The organism is Desulfurococcaceae archaeon MEX13E-LK6-19 (genome assembly GCA_029637525.1).
In the GTDB taxonomy this organism is placed as follows: Archaea; Thermoproteota; Thermoprotei_A; order Sulfolobales; family Desulfurococcaceae; genus MEX13ELK6-19.
The window spans coordinates 1,446,532-1,471,107 of the sequence record CP072660.1 but is presented as its reverse complement, the minus strand read 5'-3'; the positions used below and the strand labels follow the sequence as shown (position 1 = coordinate 1,471,107).

General features: G+C 38.2%; 26 protein-coding genes. 11 read left to right on the top strand and 15 right to left on the bottom strand.

Annotated elements, in window-relative coordinates:
* The first annotated feature begins 152 nt into the window (after positions 1-152).
* Positions 153-1,148, top strand: coding sequence for a deoxyhypusine synthase (locus J4526_07710; protein WFO76379.1), 996 nt, complete (start codon positions 153-155; stop codon positions 1,146-1,148).
* 27 nt (positions 1,149-1,175) lie between these two features.
* Positions 1,176-1,583 carry an adenosylmethionine decarboxylase gene (gene speD / locus J4526_07705; protein ID WFO74948.1) on the top strand — a complete coding sequence of 136 codons (408 nt, stop codon included), beginning with the start codon at positions 1,176-1,178 and terminating at the stop codon, positions 1,581-1,583.
* 137 nt (positions 1,584-1,720) lie between these two features.
* Here speD and J4526_07700 read toward each other — a convergent pair whose 3' ends face one another.
* Both J4526_07700 and J4526_07695 read right to left on the bottom strand, forming a co-directional pair.
* Positions 1,721-1,975: a PIN domain-containing protein gene (locus tag J4526_07700; protein WFO74947.1), complete on the bottom strand. Its 255-nt coding sequence runs from the start codon at positions 1,973-1,975 to the stop codon at positions 1,721-1,723.
* Positions 1,976-2,103: 128 nt separating this feature from the next.
* Positions 2,104-2,325 (bottom strand): AbrB/MazE/SpoVT family DNA-binding domain-containing protein, encoded by a 222-nt coding sequence (locus J4526_07695; protein ID WFO74946.1) that lies wholly within the window; start codon positions 2,323-2,325, stop codon positions 2,104-2,106.
* 509 nt (positions 2,326-2,834) lie between these two features.
* Between J4526_07695 and J4526_07690 the strand changes: the two genes are divergently transcribed.
* On the top strand, positions 2,835-3,431 hold the full coding sequence (locus J4526_07690) for a hypothetical protein (protein WFO74945.1): 597 nt from the start codon (positions 2,835-2,837) through the stop codon (positions 3,429-3,431).
* 41 nt (positions 3,432-3,472) lie between these two features.
* Here J4526_07690 and J4526_07685 read toward each other — a convergent pair whose 3' ends face one another.
* The 3 genes from J4526_07685 to J4526_07675 form a co-directional block, all read right to left on the bottom strand.
* Positions 3,473-4,261 (bottom strand): ZIP family metal transporter, encoded by a 789-nt coding sequence (locus J4526_07685; protein WFO76378.1) that lies wholly within the window; start codon positions 4,259-4,261, stop codon positions 3,473-3,475.
* A gap of 286 nt (positions 4,262-4,547) precedes the next feature.
* Complete coding sequence (locus J4526_07680; protein ID WFO74944.1) at positions 4,548-4,982, bottom strand: winged helix-turn-helix transcriptional regulator; 435 nt, start codon at positions 4,980-4,982, stop codon at positions 4,548-4,550.
* Positions 4,983-5,521: 539 nt separating this feature from the next.
* The gene (locus tag J4526_07675; protein WFO74943.1) at positions 5,522-7,012 is read right to left on the bottom strand and encodes a hypothetical protein; all 1,491 of its coding nucleotides are present in this window, start codon (positions 7,010-7,012) and stop codon (positions 5,522-5,524) included.
* Between the two features lie 384 nt (positions 7,013-7,396).
* Between J4526_07675 and J4526_07670 the strand changes: the two genes are divergently transcribed.
* The 3 genes from J4526_07670 (at position 7,397) to J4526_07660 (ending at position 9,404) form a co-directional block, all read left to right on the top strand.
* Positions 7,397-7,789 (top strand): hypothetical protein, encoded by a 393-nt coding sequence (locus J4526_07670; GenBank protein WFO74942.1) that lies wholly within the window; start codon positions 7,397-7,399, stop codon positions 7,787-7,789.
* Between the two features lie 383 nt (positions 7,790-8,172).
* Complete coding sequence (locus tag J4526_07665) at positions 8,173-8,490, top strand: hypothetical protein (GenBank protein ID WFO74941.1); 318 nt, start codon at positions 8,173-8,175, stop codon at positions 8,488-8,490.
* Positions 8,491-8,495: 5 nt separating this feature from the next.
* Positions 8,496-9,404, top strand: a complete 909-nt coding sequence (locus J4526_07660; GenBank protein WFO74940.1) for a site-specific DNA-methyltransferase — start codon at positions 8,496-8,498, stop codon at positions 9,402-9,404.
* Between the two features lies 1 nt (position 9,405).
* Here the strand turns inward: J4526_07660 and J4526_07655 are convergent, their stop codons facing one another.
* The 5 genes from J4526_07655 to J4526_07635 all read right to left on the bottom strand — a co-directional run bounded on the left by J4526_07655 (position 9,406) and on the right by J4526_07635 (position 13,315).
* Positions 9,406-10,422 (bottom strand): PhoI, encoded by a 1,017-nt coding sequence (locus J4526_07655; protein WFO74939.1) that lies wholly within the window; start codon positions 10,420-10,422, stop codon positions 9,406-9,408.
* Positions 10,423-10,779: 357 nt separating this feature from the next.
* Entirely contained in the window at positions 10,780-10,962 is a 183-nt protein-coding gene (locus J4526_07650) for a hypothetical protein (GenBank protein ID WFO74938.1), read from the bottom strand.
* Positions 10,963-10,976: 14 nt separating this feature from the next.
* On the bottom strand, positions 10,977-11,210 hold the full coding sequence (locus J4526_07645; protein ID WFO74937.1) for a hypothetical protein: 234 nt from the start codon (positions 11,208-11,210) through the stop codon (positions 10,977-10,979).
* 263 nt (positions 11,211-11,473) lie between these two features.
* Positions 11,474-11,791 (bottom strand): hypothetical protein, encoded by a 318-nt coding sequence (locus J4526_07640; GenBank protein WFO74936.1) that lies wholly within the window; start codon positions 11,789-11,791, stop codon positions 11,474-11,476.
* A 6-nt stretch (positions 11,792-11,797) separates the two neighbouring features.
* The gene (locus J4526_07635) at positions 11,798-13,315 is read right to left on the bottom strand and encodes a type IV toxin-antitoxin system AbiEi family antitoxin domain-containing protein (protein WFO74935.1); all 1,518 of its coding nucleotides are present in this window, start codon (positions 13,313-13,315) and stop codon (positions 11,798-11,800) included.
* Between the two features lie 257 nt (positions 13,316-13,572).
* Here J4526_07635 and J4526_07630 point away from each other — a divergent pair, with 257 nt between their 5' ends.
* Positions 13,573-13,740, top strand: coding sequence for a helix-turn-helix domain-containing protein (locus J4526_07630; GenBank protein ID WFO74934.1), 168 nt, complete (start codon positions 13,573-13,575; stop codon positions 13,738-13,740).
* Between the two features lie 153 nt (positions 13,741-13,893).
* The gene (locus J4526_07625; GenBank protein WFO74933.1) at positions 13,894-14,883 is read left to right on the top strand and encodes a hypothetical protein; all 990 of its coding nucleotides are present in this window, start codon (positions 13,894-13,896) and stop codon (positions 14,881-14,883) included.
* A 105-nt stretch (positions 14,884-14,988) separates the two neighbouring features.
* Here J4526_07625 and J4526_07620 read toward each other — a convergent pair whose 3' ends face one another.
* Together J4526_07620 and J4526_07615 are read right to left on the bottom strand one after the other, a co-directional pair.
* Positions 14,989-15,873, bottom strand: coding sequence for a hypothetical protein (locus tag J4526_07620; protein ID WFO74932.1), 885 nt, complete (start codon positions 15,871-15,873; stop codon positions 14,989-14,991).
* Between the two features lie 21 nt (positions 15,874-15,894).
* Positions 15,895-16,482 (bottom strand): recombinase family protein, encoded by a 588-nt coding sequence (locus tag J4526_07615; GenBank protein WFO74931.1) that lies wholly within the window; start codon positions 16,480-16,482, stop codon positions 15,895-15,897.
* Positions 16,483-17,027: 545 nt separating this feature from the next.
* On the opposite strand from J4526_07615, the gene J4526_07610 reads away from it, so the two are divergent.
* The gene (locus tag J4526_07610) at positions 17,028-18,128 is read left to right on the top strand and encodes a hypothetical protein (GenBank protein ID WFO74930.1); all 1,101 of its coding nucleotides are present in this window, start codon (positions 17,028-17,030) and stop codon (positions 18,126-18,128) included.
* A gap of 609 nt (positions 18,129-18,737) precedes the next feature.
* A complete protein-coding gene (locus J4526_07605) occupies positions 18,738-20,285 on the top strand; it encodes an HD domain-containing protein (GenBank protein WFO74929.1) in 1,548 nt (515 codons plus the stop codon).
* Here the strand turns inward: J4526_07605 and J4526_07600 are convergent.
* On the bottom strand, positions 20,282-20,695 hold the full coding sequence (locus tag J4526_07600) for a hypothetical protein (protein ID WFO74928.1): 414 nt from the start codon (positions 20,693-20,695) through the stop codon (positions 20,282-20,284). The genes J4526_07605 and J4526_07600 overlap by 4 nt on opposite strands.
* Positions 20,696-20,960: 265 nt before the next feature.
* Here J4526_07600 and J4526_07595 point away from each other — a divergent pair, with 265 nt between their 5' ends.
* Complete coding sequence (locus J4526_07595; GenBank protein WFO74927.1) at positions 20,961-21,986, top strand: hypothetical protein; 1,026 nt, start codon at positions 20,961-20,963, stop codon at positions 21,984-21,986.
* An 87-nt stretch (positions 21,987-22,073) separates the two neighbouring features.
* Here the strand turns inward: J4526_07595 and J4526_07590 are convergent, their stop codons facing one another.
* Together J4526_07590 and J4526_07585 are read right to left on the bottom strand one after the other, a co-directional pair.
* On the bottom strand, positions 22,074-22,772 hold the full coding sequence (locus J4526_07590) for a DUF1016 family protein (GenBank protein WFO74926.1): 699 nt from the start codon (positions 22,770-22,772) through the stop codon (positions 22,074-22,076).
* A 328-nt stretch (positions 22,773-23,100) separates the two neighbouring features.
* On the bottom strand, positions 23,101-24,339 hold the full coding sequence (locus J4526_07585) for a hypothetical protein (GenBank protein WFO74925.1): 1,239 nt from the start codon (positions 24,337-24,339) through the stop codon (positions 23,101-23,103).
* Between the last annotated feature and the right edge of the window lie 237 nt (positions 24,340-24,576).

Below are 24,576 nucleotides of genomic sequence, written 5' to 3'. Positions count from 1 at the left end.
TGACTTTTCTTGTAGAGAGTGTGTAAAACGTTTTTTCATCATATGGTAGTAACTAGGGCTATAAACAGATCAGAAGCTAGCTTTCCAGCAGTATAGACTTGAGGTCTAATGAAGTGGAGTATAACCCGTATCTAGTCGAGAAACTCAAGACAATGGATGTAACCGAGAAGAGTATTAGCGAATTGCTAAGAGCTATGGCTGACACGGCTTACCAGGGCCGTGCCCTTGGGGAGGCCTTTAGGATTCTCGTTGAAATGATCAGGGATCCCGACACAGTTATTTTCCTTGGGCTAGCCGGCTCCATGAGCACTGCGGGTATGTGGAAGATAATCAAGTGGCTTGTAGAGAAGAGATACGTTGACGTGATCGTGTCTACTGGAGCAAACATCTCCGAGGACATATATGAGGCGATGGGTTTCAGCTACTACAAGGGGAGCCCCTTCGTTGATGATAGCGAGCTCCTGAAGCATAAGATCGATAGGTTCTATGATGTTTATGCTAGTGAGCTCGACTACAGGAAGATGGAGAGCCTCATCAAGGAGTTCATCCTGTCTCTCCCAGAGAACACTGTCTATTCCTCGGCCGAGTTCCTACACTTGTTCGGGAAGTACCTTGACGAGAAGGGTATCGACTGTATTGTATCAGCAGCCTACCGTAGTGGTGTACCAGTGTTCTCGCCCGCGCTTGTAGATAGTGGTTATGGTATAGCGGCTGTTCTCGCTCTCAGGGAAGGACACCCGGTTATCATCGATATGGTTAGGGATTTCGACCAGATAATAGAGATCGGGCTTAGGGCCAAGAAGATGTCGGCGATATACATAGGTGGTGGTGTGCCCAAGGACTATGTTAACCTCGTGGCTGTTGCACAGACTCTCCTCGCGGAGAAGAAGGGTATAAAGGACTACTATAAGCCGTTGGAGTACGTTGTACAGATAACCACCGATGCACCCCAATGGGGAGGCTTGTCTGGTGCCACGCTCGAGGAAGCTGTTAGCTGGGGCAAGGTCTCCCCCAAGGCTAAGAAACGGGTCGTCTACGTCGACGCAACGATAGCTCTCCCACTGCTTGCTCACGGGTTACTCGAGGAGAAGGTGGTTCGCTCTAATCCACCTGATTTAACCTGGCTTTTTAGAGATCTAGACTCATAACCCGTCCTGGAAAGAGGTGGTGTATCCATGCTCCCTACTCAAACCCTCCGTACAAAACCCTCGCTCCTAGAAGATAGTGTTGTGGGAAAACACGTCTACGGAGACCTCTATGGAGTCAACCCCGAGGTCGCCGACAACGAGGAGTTGCTACGAGAGGCAGTAGTCAAGGCGGCTGAGCTAGCCCACATGCATCTAGTCGAGGTCAAGAGCTGGCGTTTTGGAGGAAGGAAAGGCGGTGTATCAGTCCTAGCGCTGGTCATAGAGAGCCACATAGCCATTCACACATGGCCAGAGTACCGCTACGCAACAATAGACGTCTACACATGCGGCGGACAAAGCGACCCATGGAAAGCATTCTACTACCTCATCGAAATACTACAACCAGAAGAATACACGGCAAACTACATAGACAGAAGCCTAGAGAAAAACCAGTAGATATGATACTGTAAAAACCTCGATCATAATTGTTTTTAACCTAATAAATTGCTCCAATGAAGGTATTTCATTATTGTGAGGAGCACTATCGTATCGAAATATAATGTATCAGATTAGAAGGCTGTATCTATGAAGAGCTACTTGTACCAGATTGTTCTTACGCCTAGTTCTCTAAAGTGGGGATCGTCTGTTACGATGGTGGCTCGTAGTCTTTTCGCGATGGAGGCTATTAGTGCGTCGGCTATGGGTATGTTTGTTTTTCTGCACAGTATCCTCCCGGCTTCTACGGCATCTGTATACGTGATAGTCTCTATACCAACACCTGCTTCCAGAAACAATCGCAGTTGTGTCTCAGCTTGTTGCAAACCCATTGTTTTCCCAGCTATTTTCAAGAACTCCGTGATAGTAATAGTTGTTATGAAGATGGTGTTCCTTCGTACTTTCCCCTAAAGAATTCCTTAGAGCATTTTTATTGTTGGGCATTGGAGGAAACGTGCTATCAAGAATAATGTATCATGAACTAGCGCCATCTGCTCCTCATCTCTTCCAGTTCTTTTATCAACTCTCTATACTTGTCTAAGCCTACAGGCTCACCTGGCTCAGGTAAACGGGGTTTCTCAATAATTATCCTGTTACCCTCGACTCTAACTACTACATAGTCACCCTCGTTTATCCCAAGAGCATTCCTAATATCCTTGGGTATTGTGATCTGGCCTTTCCTAGTAACCTTAACCAGAGACAAAAGTATTCACCAGTAGTACTACCAAGCAGTACTACCATATAGACATGTCCACTACTGCTTGTATGAAAGCTTGATTACCATGTTCTCTAGAATACTGCTAATACTAGACAGGTAAAACACTCAAGATCTTATCGTGGAGTTAAGTGTTTTCTGGTAAATAGTCTAACACGTTTAGTAGCAATCAACATTAGTATGAACATTATGGATATAATGATTATGGCTGTCGTTAAAACTGTTTTGGCGTTGGATTCGTATGTATTGATTAGCCAGGTATTATCGAATCGTACTGGTTTCTAGTGCTTTTTGTTTACTATAAACACTGGATTCCTTGTTCTATAGATACGTTACATGGAGATTATGTGTGAAAGTACTGTACGTAAATGCTTGTCGTGTCTTATAACGTGTGATTCACAAGATTATTGCCTGTATAGTATTCTTATGTGGAATAACTAAATCTTTTATTTCTAGAGTAACTGTTATTATTTAATGGTTGTATGCTGGTGGAGGGAATGTACTCCTCTGAGGACAGGTATCTCCCATTAATGGTTTTATCGCTGGTAATTGCCCTAGGTCTTCTCTCTTTCCTCGTCTATCTCGCTGGAAGGCCTTCGGAGCCAAGTGTCCCGCCATCCTTCGAGCCTCCTGGCTGGGAGCCTGGTCCTCCTGACTGTGGGAAAGCTGGTTATGTAGAGTTGGTGAACTCGACTAAGCGTATTAGGGTAAAGGAGGAGGGAAGTGAGCCTTTATGGCTTGTGAGGGTTAGGAGGAATGATAGCTTCGTAATATACTTTAGAGTAGTTGTTAACGAGAGTTTCGCGTTATGTTTCTTCAAGACAACAAACTATACTTTGAAGGTTTTCCTGAATAGTATAGGAGTTAATGGGACTAGAGAGATGATAAGTGGCTACTATGAGGGATATAAAACCAACTACTCTTTTAACGGCATACATATTGTTTTAAATAATGTTAGTGACCATATCTACGTTCTCAAGGTATACACCTACAATGCCGTTAAAGGAAGATATGTGGTAGAGGTACTAGCTGACATTTATTGGCAACGTGCTAGTGCTACTATTGGGTTTGAACTAGTAATGGAGGTTGTGTAGCCGGTTAAACAACAGCAAGCCTTGTTCCAGCGTGGGCCCGTCTAGCCTAGGATTGTTTCTAGGATGAGTGTTGTGATGAAGCCTATGATGAACCCTGCTGTTGATTGGTCATCGTGGCTGTGCCCGTAGATCTCTGGTGTTATCTCGTGCACCACCACGTAGACCATGGCACCGGCCGCTAGCGACATCAGGATCGGGAGAGCATAGTTTACTAGTGTGACCACTAGCAATGGTATCATTGCGGCAAGTAGCTCGAGAAACCCGCTCAAGACACCGAGAGCTACTGATTTTTTCTTGTCGTGAGTGGAGGCATAGAGAGGCATCGCTACCGCTAGCCCCTCTGGTATATCCTGTACCCCGATCGCTATGGCTAGGGATAGGCCTGCGTGGACACTGTAGATAGCGGCAGCCCCAACCGCCATTCCCTCCGGTATATTATGGATCATCATGGCGAAGACTAGTAGCCAAGCACGCCTAACAGCCCGCGGTGGCCTAGGACCCTCATATCCCTTGAAAACATGCATATGAGGAACAACAACATCAAGAAGCCTCACAACAACCACGCCAACAACAAACCCTACGACAACAACCCAGACACCAGCAACACCAACAGCAGGCAACAACAAGCTAGTAAAAGAGGCAACAAGCATGACACCAGCAGAAAAACCAAGCCCCAAGTCAAGCCACTTCTCCTCAACACTCCTCCCAAGGAAAACCACGGGAACAACACCCAGGCAAGTCAGCAGAAACGGGACCAAACCAAGAACAAACACCCTGGCAAGCAAGCTAACACTACTCAAATAACCCATGAGGTCCAAGTAGAACGTCATTTCCTTAACATGCCTCATCCAGCTAATCTACATACCATGGTTTAACTATAGTATAACCCTTAGCAGCAGTGATTACATAAACGTTTCTAGATGTAAAGCCGAGATACAAGTAGTCATAGAACAGAAGTAAAGTTACCAAAACATTTAGGAAATTCCATAGTTCCTAAGATACCTATCAATACCAAAATTAAGCGAATAGTCTAAGGACCCGGGCAATAGTTGGGGGCTGAAAAATACGTGTTTAAGTGCTTGTACTGTGTTGCTTGTCTCCAGTGCTTTCTGTGGTCTAGAGTGTTTTGAAGATTTTTCTTTTCACGATAGACCAGTAGCTATAGAATATGTACCATAGAGTGATCAGGGCTGCTGTAACTATGTATACTGGGTTAGAGGGGTTCGATACCATGTTCCATGTAGTGTAGAGTATGGCTATAGCATATGCTATTGTGGCTATGATGTATGTTCTCTTCTGCCACCCATACTTTCTAATAGTGTCAATGGCTTGGAGTGCAGCATAGCCCTCCTTGGTCAACACGTATTTCCCATTGTCATCTAGAGCCACCAGGCCATCGAGTTTCTTGATATGGAAATCTAGTTTACCACTACTCCTGATTCCAAGTTCTCTCTTCAATTCAGAAAAACTCATGGGTCTCCTAGCTAGTAGCATCAATATCTTTATCCTCAAAGGATGCGATACGGCTTCGAACACCTCATTAGACTCCATGTCCCGTCACCAAGCGGTATTAAGTCAAAGGATAGATATAATCCTAGGGTCATTGACTACATTGTCTAGAAAAATAGACAAATCACCTACTTAAGTACCCTAGGTCTTTAGTGCGGGTAACGGGTTTATCGTAGGTTACCAAGATGGAGCCGATGATTAGGGCTAATGCTGTGAAATAGGTGCTGAGCTTGAATGGACTCAGCAGCTTTCCCAAGCATTTATCAGAGACGATACTGGCTGTGGATACAAACTCTATGTCACCTAGCTCAACTGTTTCTTTGCCCATAGGTGCCCCGGCGATGGGTATCACAATACCATTAATCATGTCTGGTAGTTCAGCGAAAAGTTCTGTAAAATCGATCTAGCTTTTATATCACTGCATAGCCATTTCCTTCATAACTCATATTCAGCTAGGCAAAGCAGTTTTGTAGCCTTAGGTTTAAGAGTCTTCATTTTGGTATCGGGACTTGGTTTTCTATGGTTTTATGGATTAGTGTTTTGGCTTAATTATGTTTAGTGGTATGAAGATTATTGTATATTTATTTCCAGGGACACGGCTCTGTCAATGGTTCTGGCTCGCTAATGTATGCTTCGCCGTATGCTTCTCCGTGGAAGTTTTTGCTTGGGACTTCGTACTCTATACACCAGTATGGTAGGTATATTTTATCCATTGATTCGATTTTTATATCGCTTCTTTTGACTTTGTATGTTCTAATTAGGAATCCATGTTCCTCGTTTTCAATTTCGTTTATCGCTTCATCGAGGGTATCAACTTCTTTTTCCTTTAGTAGATCTTTTGGTGTGAGATAGTATTTTCCTCTTCCTAGTAGTCCTCTTTCCTCGAGGAAGTAGGTTCTTTCGAGCATAGTTATTAATTCGATTACTTTGTCTCTAAGTATTTTTTCATTAATTTGTGTAGCTACTTTGACTGGATGATGGACGGATACTTCATGTGCATGTTTTATCTTGTGGAGATCGGCAACTAATTCTTCAATGGATAAGCCAACTAGATTACCATTATTTGCGTTAACTACTATTTTTCCGCTAAATTGTTTCACGCCTCGTCCAACTTTCATTTTACCGCTATACTTTACTATAATATACGGAACATAAACAAGAACTGTCTTTAGCACTCTTATTACTGCAGGTGTCTTTCTTAGGAAACCGGTTCCATGGATCAGACTTAATTTAGTCTTTAAGTAGTCAAGACTTTCACTATGAGGTTCATAAGCAAGATTCATTCCTAGAAGATGTTGTAGAGATTCTTTCTTTTCTGTTGGACGGATTTTTTCTTCTATCATTCTTTGTGCTTTATGAAGTTTTTCTTCTATTCCTCTGAGTATTGATGCAAACAATACTGTTTTTAGATAGGAAATCCTATCTTTTACGCTCTTTCTTGCTAGTAAATTATGTTCCAGATCATCAATTCTTACTATTTGTATACCCCAGTAGTTGGCTCTCTCCACACAACCCTTGGCTAACTTTGTATCCTTGCCTATCACTAATATTGCATGCTTAAAACCGAAACCTATAGCATTAGCGTATAAGTCATTGACATGTTTAATAGTTAGTGTTGATACATTTTTGCATGAGACTAAGGCCTTTGAGTTTGATTCTTTATCTATAACAATAAAGTCGCCTATTTCGCCTCCAGCACCACTAGTCCATCTTTTTATATCAAATTCTAAAAGACCCACAAGATATTTGAATTTCTCCTCCAACGACATTCCTTTCTCATAAACAAAAGTTCCACTAAACTTTCTTTCTCTTCTTCTCCTAACTCTTTCACGCTCAATGATACGCTCACGTTCAACAACCACTTCATCTCTAATTTTAATTTCATATCTTGCAAGGAATCTCTCTAAGTCTTTTTTGGTTACCTTTCTTGTTCCTAAAACAATGTCTATTATATCATCCCAAGTCATATTATATGAAACATCAATACCCTTTCTTCGAAGGTATTGTACAAACGGCTTCTTTGTTCCACGTATACTCGAGATCTTCTCTAAAATATCTTGTTTAGAAGGCAACTAGCGTTACACCAATATTAATATTGCAACACTGAAATAAAAATATTTACAAGAAAGAGTTTATACAATTAAGAATTCATGTAGATCATCAACATGATATTATATAAAGTGAAACAATTATGTGAAAACCATAATATTTTTGTCTGACACAGGACAAGTCAAAAGGAAACGACAACATAGAGGTTTAGAAAATCACTAAATACTTTAACATGTTAACGCAAGATAGAATTCAGGTTCTGATCAACTAAAATGCCTTACAGGAGTGTTTATATGAAGAGTACTTTTTACATAATATCAAGCTTAAGATCATTTCCATAATAAACAGGTAAGTTTAAAAGTTACTTATTCATGTTTATCTTTAGCAGTTCTGTTTGTGTGATAGGCTTGACTAAACACTTTTATGTGTCTAGGCTTCCAAGTAGGATGGTTGTTGTTTATAGGATCAGAATTCAGCGGGATGGGGTTTATGTAGAGCTTGTGCCCAATATTCCCATCGCACTTAATAAGAGGGAGATGACACTGCTTGAGGACTTTCTCTATGGGTATGGTTCTGTCACGCATTTTGGACGTATTGTTGTATACATTACTGTTTATTTTCGCAAAGAAGACATCGAGTCCATGGGTTTCACAACGATTGAAGAACTTAAGTTCCATACAATAAGTTTCATCGAAGGAATACTAAGGAAAGTGATGGCTAGACCTGACTTAAGGCAACGTGATATTAAGTGGTTCATGAAAAAGAGGAGAAAACTTAAAATATGTTGGGATCTCAAATGAACATTCTTTCATGTTTTGTTCTGACGGTAATTGGAAAGCTTCTGCTATGCGGATCTTGCAAAAGGTTGACTAATGCATTTTGTGTTGAGTTTCTTATCGACGCTCCAGATACGCATACAGTGGTTTGTACCCTAGCAATATCAATAGAGAGGCTTACGAAAGTTATTAAAAGGTTTCTTGAAGTTTCAGGTACCAAATAGCTTTGTTCAAATTACTGATGTCAGAAAACTCTATATTGTATTTTATTACTATAGTTTCTTTTCCTTATTAGCTGTATCTTTTAAAACTTTTTTGTGGCAATGTTTTTATAAATGTCATTAGGACGAAGCTTTATATCCCTGATATTATTAGTATATAGCGGATAGGGGTATGGGGTTGTAGGTATGGATTTGCCGGTACCTCCTGAACCTAAAGATATAAAGATCTTTATTAAAGAGCAGAGGAAAAGACTAGGTTCAGCACCTGATATTGATTATGACTCTTTAGCAGTATGGTATCTCAATAAATTACCTTCATATCTATGGAGACACTGGAAACAAGTCTTAGAGAGCAAAGGGTATACGTGGCAGAAATTCATTAAGGTCTTAAAATATTCTACCAATGATGTTATTGAATGGGCTTTGTACGATAAACTAGAGTGGAACGAGCTTGTTAATAGATTATCCAATATTCTTAACAGATATGCTACAATTAAGGGGTGAACCATTTGGTATATATTAAGGTGATCTTCGGCGATTCAAGAAATATAAAGGAACTACCTAATGAATCAGTACACTTAGTCGTAACCTCGCCTCCATATTATAACGCACCATTTGATTTCCCAGGGCTCTTCAAGAGCTATGATGAATTTCTTGATATGCTTAAACAAGTAGGAAAAGAATTATATAGAGTTCTAAAGGAAGGAAGAATTGCATGTTTTGTTACACAGGATGTTAGGATCGAAGGAAAGCTATATCCCATAGTTGCAGATCTAATTAGGGTTATGGTTTACGAGGTAGGGTTTACATATAGAGATAAGATTATTTGGAGAAAACCCGAGGGGTATATCAGGATTTCGCGAAGAAGTGGAGTTATTATACAGCATCCCTACCCCATGTACTATTATCCTGACAATATATACGAAGAAATAGTGATTTTCCAAAAAGGCAGGTTTAAATACAATGATGTGCCCAAAGAGGTTAAAGAGAAATCAAGAATAGATATCGCGAGATTCCAGTCAGAGAAGTGGTATCTTAGTGTATGGGATATAAAGAATGTATTGCCATCGGAAAAATGGAGTAAATACACTGCAGCTTACCCAGAAGAACTCGTGGAGAGATTAATTCGTCTCTACAGCTATGTAGGAGAAACAGTATTGGACCCATTCTTGGGAACGGGTACAACTTGTGTTGTTGCGCGAAAACTAGGGAGAAACTGTATTGGATACGAAATAGACTTAGAACTCAGAGAAGCAATAGAAGAAAGACTTGGCTTGGGAACAAAAACCTTAACAGAATACATAGGAGCAGGAGAACGAGACAAAATAGAGATCATTGTTAGAGACGATGCAAAAAGACTTAGATCAAAGCTAAGGAACGTAATAGAGAAAAAATTAAGGAGCAAAAATGGAAGATAACCTACTCATCCTTGGGCAACTTATCCACATAATTTCTTGTAGCAATTAATGCTTTATAGAAACTCTCCAAATTAAGAACTATATATTGTCTCTTAACCTTATGGTCGCAGTAAACAAGCTCTCCTCGAGCCTTTCCTTCGATTCTATCTTTAAGAACTCCACGAATTACTCTCTTCGGGTTCGTGGAAGCTAGCTTAATCATTATTTGTGGATGTTTACCAATTATCTTAGCTATACCTACTTTAGCAAATGTGTCAACATTTGGGCTATACTTTATCCTTAACTTTAACTTATTAATCACAGCATTGGGATCCCTACATACTATTGAATTGGGATCAATCTTGCAATGTTCTTTGGCTTTCACATACAAATATCGATGTGTTAGATCAAAACATCCTAGGCAAAAACTGAAGTCTTTTACTGGGACTTTGACATAGTATGTTACCTCTTTACCACCTTGTTGAACTTCCTTCACAGGTTTGGGTATTCCTCCTGGTATTAATGTATCACAAAAAGATTGTGTTGATTTAGGTAAGTGATTCCTTAGAGCATCAATTAGTTCATCAAGATACTCTAAGCTAATATAAAACATAGCCCAATTAGTCCATTTCTCAGGATTAATGCCTCTAATAGATGTTCTTTCAAGATGATATTTTCTAATGTCAAGATCGAAAATGACATTATTATCAAGAATACCTATATTAACATACACCTCCTCCTTCGGAAGAATATACGCTTCCTTCCCATCCCTAGTAGTCTTCGCCCAACCTAGCTCCTGAGGAGTTAAACCAAGCCAGCTAGGAAGAATTAATCTCTCAACAGTTATAGGTTCAACAGGCTTTAACCAACCACGAAAATTACAATAAACCAACGGAATAGGCATAGAAATTTTCCTATCAGGACTTTTAGGCACATAGAACCCGTAATTAATGAACTCCTCCTGAAGCTCAAGAGATGCAGCAAAATATATCTGTAATGAATCAACAGGAAAAGTTTTAGACCAAGTAAACTGTGACATTACTTACACCTGCACAGAAATGTTTCTATACGTATACTATTTATAACCACTGCTATACTTTTGTACTACATTAGTACATAGCAAGATTACACTATTAATTTTCTCTTGGTTAACTTGGATAATTAGTATTGTACACTATAGAAGAGCGTTTTCCAATATAATCCTTAAGTATTAATTAATATGGCTTCGATAACATGAGATAATGAAGACTTGATGACAAACGAATGAATAACCTCAGTGGTAACCAGACGGTTTCCATTGGCATAACTATTAGTATTCTTTGGTTTTTAAAGGAGTATAGCATGTTTAATAGACAGCATCCGTCAGGGAAGGTTCTTTTTTTAGAGACTTTCTCTTTTAGGAGGGGCTCGAGTTTTGTTTGTAGAAGTCTTTTAGCTCGTATACCTTGATCCCGTATTTGCTGAGCCCTTCTTTTATATAATTAAGGGTTTTCTTTGAAGTGAATACGATTGCTATTTTCTCATAGTTTATTCTACTGTAATGTCTACTGATCTTGTTTAAAAACACAGTCTTTAACATAACTTACACTATCGTCAGAAAAACTTGTTTTTAATCTTGTTCAATATGCTTTGGGGTCTCTCGTATATTGATGAGATCTCGACATGAACTATCTTAAGAACATCGTTACTGATCTTAAAGCCTGCCACGTCAGCTTCCTTCCTACTACCTCTCCTACCCGAACCCAAAGGAACTCCTATTTCAACAGCATAACCTTGAACGGAAAGCCGCTCAGCAACAAGTTCTTCACTCCAAGTATGAGCGAACATAACTAACATTCATTCTTATTTTCTTATACATGCTGTTATTCAAACTATCTTCTGAGAAACCTGTTTCGCGATATCCTGATAAATATTCCTGAGAGGTCTATAGAAACAATTGCTGGGCAATTCTCTTTGTATGTCTTATAAGGATGCAAAGATGGTATTTATTTTAGTGACAGAGTCATTACAAAGGTGGCGACCCTTATGTGGATAAAGCTCGTAGCTGCAACAATAACTGTGTATGTCGCTGAGTAGTGTTTAGTGGTTTCTTACAGTTCTTTGAACATTCTTCCAGCCACAATACACATAGCAAATAGTATCACTATGACTATGGATACATCAATACCAAAAATATAAGCTACCATAAAATATCCTGTTATGAATCCAAGGATATAAGCTGTACTCCAATACTTCATCCTTGACATTAGATCAAGTACTGAAGCAAGTCCTAATAAGATAATTAATGCTGTAACCAAATGCTCGTCAATAAGTCCAACATTGGAGAACAACTTTAAAGCAATCCCAACAACTAGTCCTGAAAAGAATCCCTGTACAGCCCTATTTAGTCCATGTTCAAATCCAGGCAAAAGATGTCACCCATTTACTGTTTTCTCTAAACGGCGGAGTATTTTCTCAGAATCTTTCTTTAGCAGCTCATCAAGTTCTATTACTAAGTTATAACCCTCTTCCACTAATGAGTCAAAGTTCCGTGGAATCTTTATATCTAATACTCTAAGCGTTTCTCTTATAGACTCTTTAACAAAGCTGACTATGTCGTCCGAGTCTGGGTAATGGAAATGCATGAATCTAGGTGTTATGTTTGATGACCAATCGCTTAGCCATATACCCTTTATCATGTTTTCTAACGTATATCCATGTCTTCTAGCTTCATCTATTTGTTTTCTAAGCTCTGATAGAACCTCTTCTTCAGTCTTATCAGCAAACTCATTGACTTCTGTATATTTACCAAACTCGTCCTCATATACCAGGTATTTTGGTTTTCCTTTCTTCTCCTTAAATGAGAGATGCGCCGCTACTATACTGTCAAGAATCATACCAGCTCTTGCCAACTTGTATAACTCCATAAGTCTATTAGCTCTTTTCTTACCAAGGATAGGTTCTAAATAGTTAATGATTTTTCTGACTATGTTTTCATCGTAGATTCTCATGTATGCTAAGAGAGTAGCATCACTATCTCCCTCTTTAATTGAATTTTTAAGCAATTCGTATAGTTCTCTTTCATCCTCGTTTTCATCTAAGATATGTCTTGGTGGATATGCCACCAATATAATCTTCTTTAACTCTCTAATTTTACGCCAAACATCTTCGCTTTCACCGCTCTCAAGAAGTGCTATATCAATTAGTCCGGATACATCTATTGTACTTTTGAGTAGTTTCTCGCCTATTCCAACATATTGTTTTATCACGTCTATTAGGATTGGTTGTCCATCTACTTCCTTCGGCATATTCTTAACCAATACTTTATACAATTCTATTAATTCATATGCTGGGAGACCGTCCCCATCAATGCCAGATCGTTCTCCCACAATATGTGGTAGACTATTGAGTATAAACTCTCTTAATGCAATATATGGTACGGGAGCATCTTTTACATTACCAACTAGCTTAGCTGTTATTCCTAGCTCAACAATCGCATTAAATATACTGGCTAATCTTATTAATAGAACTCCTAATATAGCCTTGTATGCTGGGTTTTCCTCTATATTAGATGGTAATCCAAATATAATTCCTTCAACAAGCGTCCAGAGATTACCGCCAACACGCCACTCATATATCATTTTATCTCTGTATTTTTCTTGAATCTCATTAATGAAGTCTGTGACCTGAAATGGTTTAGGAGAAACCTTTAGCCGGTATTTCCCTCTACCTACTTGCTCTAGATAACCCTTCTCAATAAGGCGTCTCAGTATTCTTCGAGTATTTCCTCGGTATTTAATGTTAGAGATTATTCCCATTTTAACGAACTCCTTATGTATTTCATTAAAAGTTAATACATCACCTTTCTCATGCCAAAGACTCAATATCCGGCTAAGCACAATCTGTTCTTCAAGAAAACTAGGTCTACCCTTTTTACATCTACTATTTGCCAAGGATATCTCCCTATGTCAATAATACACCTTTTAAACTTATAATGTTATCAAAAATGATAACAGTTATCATAATTCATCTATCCATGATAATATGTTTAATCGTGAATGTAGTGATGCAACTCCTGAGCCAATGATTTAAAACAAAAGAACATACAATTAGTAAAATGAATTAATGCCGTCATGTTCTACAGCTAATTAGTCCAAGACTACGAAAGTGTTTGTAGTGTTAAGTAGACAGTAATAAGGTCATGAGACACGTGCTGAGTGAAACCGAGGCAAACATACTAAGATACATAAGGAGACAACCCCACAGCGTTAAGCTAAGAGAAATAGCGGACAACACAGGTATAAACATGGATGAAGCCTACAAGATTATTGAGAAACTCAAGATAAGGAAATACCTGAGACAACACTCAAGAGACTAAGTCCCGCCACACGACCTTGATGTAAGATTCTATACTGACCCCACTAGAAGAGAAATAATAGATATGCTAATACGCCATAAAAATGTATGATATTGCTTGCGTAATACTTAAAAACAAGATAAAGATATATTTGTTTTTAACAAAAAATAAACCATGTACAGGTTTCTACCTCAATACTACTCACTCCTGTACATTACATTTACAAAATGGGGTAGAAGTTTAGGAAAAGGACTTACAACAATTATTAGCCAGGAACCTCTCCAGGACTACTTTGCCAAAATATTTAATGGCGACGAACTAGATAACGTCATAAAGTTGACCAGAGAGTTTCTTGAAAAACATGTTGAACAATTAAGAGAACATAATACAAGAATATATATGCTTACTGCTTACGAGGATAATAACAAGGATAATATCAAAAAAGAAATGCTGGAGCTAGTCAAGAATATTATTAAAAATAAAAAAGCAGAGGAAACAAGTTATCTAATAGACATTATTCTTAAAATTAAGAGTATTAAACAAGGGATCGATCTAGATATAGTGAAAACTATTTCTTGTAATAGACTGGTAAAACCTTTAAGTAATAAAGTAAAGGAATTACTTGACGTTATGTCATCATACGGACTAGTTCTTCATCTCCCTAAGGATGAATGGTATCTACTAGAAGAGCTTAGATACAATGAACACTATGTTATACTCTGTATATTATTTGATGAAACATTTATCCGTGATCTAGAAAAATTAGCAAAGTCTAATCACAAAGTGTTGCAAGGAATTTTAGTAAGAATAGGTAAAACCTTAGGATACGATGCACGCCATGAATACTATTTACTTAAATCCCCCGTAGGCCCTAGGGTAGACGCGGCATGGTGTAAAGATGAAAAACCCGTGGCTGTATTTGAAATCGAACTAAGCGATAAAAGAACGGGTTTAGTAAAGGCATTACATAATCTTAGTATGGCCAAGAAGGAAGGTATTATACCATGCATCATTGTACGTAATGATAATAGAGTTTATGAGGCTATGAGCATTATCCGTGATGAGTTAAAAGAATCCATTGACGAATATATAGTACTCACTGTAGAAGAACTAATCAAGATTTATAGATTAATATTTATGTTACAAAATAAGGGTGAAACTTAAGATCACTAAATTCTTTAAGTATTTATGCTAACATGCAAAATCTGCAAGAGAACAAGAATTTAAGGAATAACATTGTTATACGTAAATAGAGAATTTTTCATGTAGCTAAGAGCTGGAACTATACAAGATGATATAGGCTTCAAGCTCGTTTAGGATTGGCTCGATCTCATTCCACCATGGAGCGAGTATGTCTCTAGCCCTACTAGGGTTCCTAGCAACTTTCTTGAGTATCCTGGTCATTTCTGTGAAGTCTTTGTCAACACCTTCAAGGACAGGTTCCCGGGAAGTAATGCCCTCGGATTCAATAGTCTTTACTTCCTTACACGTTTTTTCTAAACCATAGTCTACCGGGTTTATACCAAGTAAGGTGAATCCTGTAGATAAAGCAGTTCTCTCTCGTAGGCTTGGGTTAGTGTTTAACCATAGTTTAACAAGCCTGTAGAGATTGTTGAGTGATTTCTTGACAACATAGTCGTAGTCATAATCGTTCAATCTCTTAGCCAATATCCTGGGTACAACGACATGTAGCAGCTGATCGGATTCTCCTGGGGGAGTAATGCATTGGGATAGAAGCTCCACGGATTCTCTGATACCCTTCTCGTATAGTCCGAGGAAACCTGATTTAAATGATGCCAGATAGGCTAGAGTTTCATCAATTATTATGTCTGCGAGCGTGTCACGCCTAATATTCAGTGCTTTATGTATGGTCTCATGTACTATGAAAGATGCTGTCCAGCGTGGATCCACGGAGTTATAGTAGACAATTATCCGGGAGTCTTCTGTTTTCCCGGTAGCTTGGTAGATTGCTAGGAGCCACCCATATCTCGTGAAAGGCTGGGCAAGTATGATCTCTTCTACAGTCTCCAAGCCCTTAACAACATACCACTCTACATCACTAGCAATACTCCGTAAGATAATATAGATGATCCTTTGTACGTGTTCACTAGAGCCCTTGATTTTACTGGGAAGGATGATTTCTAGACTTTGCATGGTGTCATGAGGTCTCTCTTTTTAGCTAGATACGTGGAGTCTCTTGAACCCTATGTAATATGGGTTGTTTACATACCGTAGAAGCTGCTGGTACTCTATAGCATAGTTGTCTGGCCTTGTCATCTCCACTATGTTCTTCCCGTACACGGGCGCCTCCTTGTATTCCTCAAGACCAAGACCAAGGCTGCCTATTGTTTCCGGTTTTATCCCCGATAGATCTCTTGATAGCACGGACATAAGCAGGAGGCTAATCTTCGACTTACCCATGGTATACTCGAGGTAAGCTTTCATATTGGATCTAGTGAATATTACCGTGAATCCTTCTTCAAGCAATTGCTTCAAATAATCAACAGTTTCTCTAAGACCCTTGCCAAGACGACTAAAATCATATACTAGGATTGTCTTCACACTATTGTTTCTACAGAACCCTAGCATATCCTTGAATACCTTACGCTTCAGAAGACTACTAGCATCAACTTCATCTTCATCCCTAAACACCCTTACAATATTATAGCCATTCCTCCTAGCCCAGTCTAGAATACTCTTAACCTGGTTATCAATATCTTCATCGCTAGAAAAAATTCTAGCATAAACAACAGCCTTAACCAAACAAGAACACCTCCTACAATAAAATATTTGGCATTTTCCGCTCTAAACCGTATATGAAGCTAAGATCTTGTGAACTGTATTAATAGAGAAGTAAAGTAAAAATATTGATACACTTCTTGTCGAGAAGACGGTAGACTCATTAGGAGTCCTTATGATGTAGCGTAAGAACGCTTCTTTTCTTAATGTAATGTTATGTTATTGGAAAGTTTTTGTAAAAATATTACAGGTTTTTCTAATAAAAAGTAATTAAAATATTCTCGCTTTCTAGTTTTATACTATAATTTCGGCCACAAACACACTACGAGATATTAACTGTAAAATCATCTCGACGATAACAAAGATTAAGTATGATTGTGAGCTCCTCGTATAGGGAGAAGTAATGGATATGTCTATAGAGCAGTTTATCAAAAATAGATCTGGCTCTGTATGACTTGGTTATGCTTTACGAGAAATATAGTCATTGACGTAAAGATCTGATAAGCGATTTCTCTATTAAAACTAATTAATTGTTTGATAGATAATTTTATTGCGGCAAGGGAGCTAATATGCATGTTTCCGACTATATAGCGGGATTTATTAGGAAGGGTTTTCTATGGGGTATGAAAAGGAATGGTTATAGATCATTTATAATAACCGATCCGTTTATGAAGGTCATATTCTACAGTTACTTAGCATTTATGGATAGTATCCCAGACTTCTTTCCTAATGCAAAACATAAACCAGACATATGGATGAATATGCCACAGGCTAATCTTTATGGTATACAAGAATTCCCTCTGCCCCATCTCTTATACCGTGATCTAAATATCCCACCCTTTACCGACGAGCCATTGCTTCTTCTCATAGGTGATTTCAATTATGCTTCAAGATCCTATGCTAGGGACGTTATATTACGTGAACTAGAGAATGTTAGGGATCTTATTAGAAGGGATTATCTAAATGTAATACTGGTCAATATAAGGCATGAAGAAGAGGTTGAAGAAACTATTGGTTGTATTCTTGGAGGCTCCGTTCTAAGAGCAATGGGATTTCTTGTTGACGTAGCTGGATATGCTGGTCATGGGCTGTATCTTGAAAAGCCATTCGTTAAAGGACACTTTATCATGAAATTCCCAGATATAATTGCTTGGAGAACAGAGATAAACAATGAGCTTGTGGATAAAGGGATTATACATACTGGTGCTTTTTTACCTGAAATAACAATTTACAGTCTCTATGGGCCTGCTCCTCGGATTGAACCTGATGTAAAACTGCCATTAATTAGTTCAGATAACATCATTACTATAGGGGAGGTAGAGCCATCATATAGGAGGGCTCATTCTGGATACAAACAAGCTCTAGAATATGATAGTCTAGGTCAAGCAGATTTAGTATTTTTAATAGCTCCAGATGTTCCAAGATGTAACGAGATAAGCTGTTTAACCTTGAATCCATTTTCTATGAGGATAAACATTAAGAAAAGCACCAAAGTAAGACCTGAAAAGAAAAATTCACTAAAATACATATTAGAGACGTTCACAAAATCAGCATTACTACTCAATGTAGCTCCAGAAAAGATACTAATAGAATACAGGATCACATCGTGGCATGACCTAGTTACACTTCCTGTAACAATAAATACCAAGGATATAATTGATAAACTTTAGAATAAACAATTACTCCTATTTTTGTTTACTGTCCAATACTATTAATGCAATAGAACTCCACTTTTAGTTAAGGACATTAAGCGATTTCATCACGATGTTAATATCAAGATGTTTATGCAAATATTCTTCAAGACAGAGGCTCCAGAAAAGTAACAAAAAGAAATGCCTAACAGACTCTTCATCAGCCTAGGTCTTACTCGCCAAGATTAAAGATAGAATCAATTTAAGTTAAAATTTAGGCATCTCACGTGGTTGTATCATGCGAGTTGGGTTCTCACCTAGGTCTTTGGTTGAAATATTTTATAAAGATCACTAATAGCATGAATATCTAATTTAACTGGTATTGATGTGTATAATCAAAAAGATGATATAGGGAGTCTTGTAGGTTGCATTACAGATTCTAGTCTTTTGTCAAAATAATAGTGAATTATATACTGAATCAATGTGTCCAGCTTTGACTCTTTATTGATTGTTGTTAGATTTTATATGCTTTAGGTTTCTATATATTTAATTGTGAGTAAGACATTCTATATTGAGCATTAAGTTACTAGTAAGAGTAAACGATATAAAAGCTGTAGTAATACTTATTTGTGGAGGATTGATGTTATCATGTCTTCTTATGAAGCTATAGAATACAGTACAAATGCTGGTGTTGTCAACGATCCTATATACGGGCATGTATACTTTCACAGACAATATGAGGAACCTTTAATAAATGATATAGTCCTGCAAAGACTGAGATACATTAGGCAACTGCAGTTATCATACCTTGTTTACCCGGGTGCTGACCACACGAGGTTTCAGCATAGCATAGGTGTTATGCATCTTTCTGGTAAGTATTTTGAACATATAGTGAAGAAGATGGGTGGTCGAGTCTTTAATGAGATATGTGGGTGTGATGAGAATAAAGCAAGGTATAATGAAAAAGAAGTATATTATGCTGTCAGGATTGTTGGTCTACTACATGATATTGGCCATGGTCCTTATGGTCATTCTTTTGACAGATATATTCTAGAAAAATACGGCCTAAATCATGAAATTATAACGTATAAGCTTTACAGTCATAGGATAAGGCAAATTATAGAAAATGCGGCAGGAAATGGTGTGGATCCCAATAATATTGCGTTACTAGTAGATCAGATGCTTGCCCCTCATACTAATATAGATCCTTGTTCTAGATTCTTTAGACAAATAGTAAGAGACTGGCTTATGCCAGCTGATGTTCTTGACTTTCTCCTACGCGACTCATTCTATACAGGTACCAGAGAGTATGGCTGGATAAACTATAGAAGACTCATAGAGGCGCTTGAAGTAATAAACATGGATGGAATATACATCTTAGCGTTTCCTGAGAAGATCATAGGTGAGTTCATAAAATATGTCATAGCAAGACAGTTTATGTATGAAAATGTATATTATCATCCTGCCATAATAGCTTTTGATTACTATTTTAAGCAATTATCCAATGATCAAGATCTTCTAGATTTGCTTGAGATAAGTAAGACCATAGAGAATCTAAAGCAGGGATTCATAGAGGGTTACTTATTCTTGAACGAATACAGTTTTCTTGGACAAATGCTTGCACTCTATAGACACATTAACTTAGGAGCACATTCAACAACATATCTTAGCAAGGAATCGAGAAACATGGTGAAAGAATTTGTTGAACATATTTATCTAAGAAGAAAAAGTAGATGGAAATTAATCTACAATAGACGTAGAGTTGTTACAAATGCTAAGAGACTTAGAGATGATGAAGAAGTAGCTGCCATTAAAAATCAGTTCAAAGCACTGGGCAAAGCTAAAAAAGAGGGGATCATAGACAAGTTTAAATCAAAGGGCATCACAGAAGATGATATTATTGTTGATGTAAGAGAAATATCGATATTTCCGAGAACAGCATTTAACCTCTACCCCGGAGATTCCCAGCCACGAGTAATACCTATAGTGAAGAAAATTGGTTCAGCACAAAAGTACATAATGATACCTCTAGTAGAGTTTATGGCAGAAAATGGTGTCTTTCCAATAGTGCTATTAAGAATATATATTAACAGAGAAAAGTTATCAAGAGATATGGAAGAGAAGCTCTTAGCTATACTATACGAATCGCCGCAAAAACAAAGTGGCTTAAAGAAATGGATGGAAACGACCTTTTAGTAGAGAAGCTCTTTTGTTCCAAGGATCTCATTATACACCTTAAATACTGAGTAAACTATATCTCTAATACGCATCTTTGCAAGCTGATATGGTATCCGTATATTACTATGATACTTGTTGTCTAAATAGTTACTTCTTGAGAATACTCTTAGTTCACCATTTTCTAGGCGGTAAATTTTCTTTTCATCAATAAGCCTTCTTGTATCAGAGTATAGATCTTCACACCATACGCCGTAAGGCTGGTAAACCCAGTTGCATCCACTGTAACCGGTATCTACACCGTAATAAAACTCCAGCAAGAACACCACATTGTGTATAACCCAGTCGAACACAGGAATACTAGTATTCTGCAAGTATTGAATAATTCTCATGATCGTATGTTCTCTTGCACTTCTATCCATAGAAACCATTATTTTCCGGCCCCATAAGTATATGGAAACATATTTATAGAGAACGGTTAGGACACTATGTATATCGGGGTATTACCTCATTTCATAACGTCTCTATACTTTAACGCAATAGATAAACTAAGTGTTTTATTCTTTAGTACATAGCTAAGTAATAATAAGTTTTGGTGATAGATTATTTATTGGGTGGTGTGGTATTATTGGTAGGCTTTATTGGGCTGCTCGTGTTTATTTTTCTAGTTATGGTGTTGCCTGGTTTGATGTTGGTTTGTTTGAGAGGATTCTAGGGTTTGTTCATAATAGGGGTTTTGTTTCTGTCAGGGAGCTCGACGGGTTTATTGCTGGGTCTGGTGGCCTGCGGTTTGCTGGGACGGGTCGTGAGGGAAGTTATTTTGCTAGGTTATTGTGGCATCTTGGGCTACTTGTTCATACTAGGATTGAGGGTAGGTTGTTCTTTGGGTTGAGTAGCCTTGGGCTAAGGGTTGCCCGCGAGCTCTCTGGTGGTGATCGTGAGGCTAGGCTCGGTGTTCTGCGTAGTGTTTTCCTTAGATGGATCCCGCTTGTGGTGTTTCTCAGCTATGTTGGGACGAGAGGGAGGGTTAGTGTTGATGATGTCGTCAGGGATCTTGGCGGGGCTATGAAGAGGTGGACGAGGATACTCTATGACTTAGGGATTGCCCGCGGGATCATGAGGAGACCGGGTGTGGCCAAGCCCTATAATAGCTTTGTTACAAGAAACCTCTTCGTCCCGTTGGCTAGGCAGCTAGGGCTGATCCATGTTGACAATGGATTAATCTACATCACGGAGGAAGCCAAGGAGATACTCAAGGGGCATGGTGAGGGCCTGTATGGCGGGGTTGATATTATTCGTACAATGCCCGGCGACTACACGATCTACTCTGGTATAGCAGACGTACTCTACGACTCAAGGCACCCGATAATAATATCGCCATGGATCAACGGGTCACTAGTATCACTACTAAAACACATAACAAAATACAACAAGGATCTAAAGGAGATAAGCATAGTCGTGAGAAACACCAGTAGGAACAACAAGTACCTCCAAGAACTAAAGAAAACCCTGAGCACAACACTAAACACCTACCATTACAACCGCTTACATGCAAAAATAGTACTAAACCCCAGGGGACCAGCAATAACATCATCAGCAAACCTCCTAGAAACAAGCCTCAAGAAAAACTACGAGATCGGAGCATACTACCGGAAAACACCAGAAACACTACTCCTAGCAGCAGAAGAACTCATAAGTATATCAAGCAAAGTGTCATTGTGATTTTATTTACATGCATATGGGATTCTCGGCCTTGTGTTAGTGTAGAGGTCTTGTGAGTCTGTAGTTGGAGATAGTTTGGTGTGCCGTTTACTGTAGGTATTCTATTTTGAATTCGACGTGGTATTTGGCTAGTTTTATGTTTTTATTTGCTTTTGCGGCATATACTGCTTTGGGCGTGTATGTTGATGCGACTAGTATTCCTCTCACATTACTGTATCCTTGTTCTTTCAAGTACTCCATGTATGCTTGTAGCTGCCCGACTGCTTTCTCGTCGGCTTGTCCTGCCTTGAGCTCTATGACAATGAGATTCCCTTCCTTGTCTCTAGCTAGTATGTCTAATCTGCCAACGCCTGTGAGCTCTTTTTGTCTCTCAACAAGAGATAGGCCTTCCTCAAGTACATCGAGTTTTCTGGCTAGATAATCTTCTAGGTCGCGTTCGAGCGAGAGACTATAACCTACATTATAATCTACCGGTTCATCCTCATAATCACTAATGTCTTCATCAACTAATGTATCATCGGCTAGCCTAAACTTACTGCTGCTTACTTGTATTAAGAATGCCTTCTTGTATAGGTTGGGCCAACGCTTAGGTGCATGTTTGTTATTCTTGGATAAGCCTAGTAGGTGCATTCTAAACGAGTTATCGCTATAGGGGCAGTCAGGGTACTTGCTACGTATATACTTGATCACATCAATATCACTAAACACACTACCATTCCTACCAAGAATGAGAGCTGCTTCATGAACAAGCTCATAAACACTCTTATGATAACGTCTACCCGGCATAAAGAACACCAACTTATGTACATCCTAATTATTATTGTCGGCAAAATATAAACTATGCTTCTACGTAACTAGAAATGAAAAAAGGAAATGATGAATCTTTTCAAACAAAAACGTAGAAAGCCTCGTCAACTTAATGTTGTACTATATGTTATACTATTCATTCTGTCCTCTGTTGGTGCTAAGGACTTCTCATACTTTTCCTAATAACCACACAGGGTTTATTGGAAATTTGCGGATAAACAAGGGATTCTAAAGTTATTCCTGATAAAATGCTTTATAGGCTATGAAAAAAGGTAGGGTGATAACTCAGCTTTATGGTAAAAAGTAATTACCTAATGGCTACATTTTTTCTTAATAGGTTTCTATTGTAGCTTATGGAGATAGTGTTGTCATTAACATCTATATCGATGATTTTTGTAAATAATAGGGGAAATATGTCGTTTAGGAAGCTTGCGAGATCTATTTTGAGGGGATGAGATGGGCTACTATATTTCTTGACATCAACTTTTATTCTATGTGTGACAGCTGTTACTTCTTTTGATTTAACAATGTATTCGAAGCTGTAACATTGCATATAGTCTCTGTTTTCTTTGTCGCATAACCGGCACTTCTCTTCCACATAAATATCATCATAAGTCTTCTCAATAACTACGTATTGTGGTAGAAAGCGTGTTTTGTAATGACCTATTATATCGAGAGCTTTTCTTACATACTCTCTCCCAGGATCGATAGGATTCTCGACAACTTGTTCCCATACTTCTTTATGTACATAGAATTCTTTCATAATCAACTCATTTATCCTATATATCTTTCCGCCTAGATAATCTTCCGAATAAACCCATATTGTATAAGCTTCTCTAAAATCAGGGTCATCTACATTTGGCTCAAATATTTTTTCCATGCCCAGGAATCCTCTAAATTTATCGAACATGGTTCTAAGCTTAGGGTAAGCAATCTCCATTAATTGACGAGGTAGTTTATTCGTGCTAAATATGAAGAACGTATAATCATTATTTACTGCACATACGTTTATACATGCATTGTATAACTCTTTAAGAACATGTAACAGCTTATTGCGATCTTTAATGAATTCTTTGACATCAGGTTTATCCGTTTTAATCTCTTTGTCTATACCAAGGATTTTAATAATATCTAAGCACAACGCATTTAGTTTTTCTACAAAAGACATAAACTGCGACTTCACTATTTCTATACCTATCTTCTTTGAGGCATTCTTTTCACCCTCTTCTCTCTTTAATCTACTCCATTTCTCTGGATCAACGTATACTCCAAAAACTCTACTATAGAGTCCTGCAAAGCTCTTATCACTATATTTTCCCTCATCGGTAATGCCATCAAGTAATATCTCATAAAGTTTCTTATTCTTCTTCCTCAAATCATAAAGCTTAATACTCTCGCCGCCAATAAGCGTTTTCAAGTACTCGTATATCATTAGAAGCTTTTGCGTAGACACATAAAGCGGTATAACATACTCTCTAGCATAACTCAGCCATGAACCAATATTCCAGTACTCATTCTTAAAGGTATACTCGTAGAAACTCCGCACAAGAATCTACCTAATAGAAATGTAATTAGAACAGGAAATAATGCTTGCTTTACCAACAAGCGTAAATACACTTAACCTCAGGATTTCATTGACAATTTTATTATTGTGATATTAATTAGATTAATGATCGTATGCTGGTAAAATATGTAATCGGTGTATGTCTGTGTCAGTATGTTTGGGAATTTTTGCCGGTAAATGGTAATACTATCGATACCGATAGTATATGAATAAAAACCG

Coding starts and splice junctions, on each gene's coding strand:
- J4526_07710 (WFO76379.1), top strand. CDS start 153: ATGGATGTAACCGAGAAGAGTATTAGCGAATTGCTAAGAGCTATGGCT.
- speD (WFO74948.1), top strand. CDS start 1,176: ATGCTCCCTACTCAAACCCTCCGTACAAAACCCTCGCTCCTAGAAGAT.
- J4526_07690 (WFO74945.1), top strand. CDS start 2,835: ATGTACTCCTCTGAGGACAGGTATCTCCCATTAATGGTTTTATCGCTG.
- J4526_07685 (WFO76378.1), bottom strand. CDS start 4,261: ATGACGTTCTACTTGGACCTCATGGGTTATTTGAGTAGTGTTAGCTTG.
- J4526_07680 (WFO74944.1), bottom strand. CDS start 4,982: ATGGAGTCTAATGAGGTGTTCGAAGCCGTATCGCATCCTTTGAGGATA.
- J4526_07665 (WFO74941.1), top strand. CDS start 8,173: ATGGATTTGCCGGTACCTCCTGAACCTAAAGATATAAAGATCTTTATT.
- J4526_07655 (WFO74939.1), bottom strand. CDS start 10,422: ATGTCACAGTTTACTTGGTCTAAAACTTTTCCTGTTGATTCATTACAG.
- J4526_07650 (WFO74938.1), bottom strand. CDS start 10,962: ATGTTAAAGACTGTGTTTTTAAACAAGATCAGTAGACATTACAGTAGA.
- J4526_07645 (WFO74937.1), bottom strand. CDS start 11,210: ATGTTCGCTCATACTTGGAGTGAAGAACTTGTTGCTGAGCGGCTTTCC.
- J4526_07625 (WFO74933.1), top strand. CDS start 13,894: ATGTACAGGTTTCTACCTCAATACTACTCACTCCTGTACATTACATTT.
- J4526_07620 (WFO74932.1), bottom strand. CDS start 15,873: ATGCAAAGTCTAGAAATCATCCTTCCCAGTAAAATCAAGGGCTCTAGT.
- J4526_07610 (WFO74930.1), top strand. CDS start 17,028: ATGCATGTTTCCGACTATATAGCGGGATTTATTAGGAAGGGTTTTCTA.
- J4526_07605 (WFO74929.1), top strand. CDS start 18,738: ATGTCTTCTTATGAAGCTATAGAATACAGTACAAATGCTGGTGTTGTC.
- J4526_07600 (WFO74928.1), bottom strand. CDS start 20,695: ATGGTTTCTATGGATAGAAGTGCAAGAGAACATACGATCATGAGAATT.
- J4526_07590 (WFO74926.1), bottom strand. CDS start 22,772: ATGCCGGGTAGACGTTATCATAAGAGTGTTTATGAGCTTGTTCATGAA.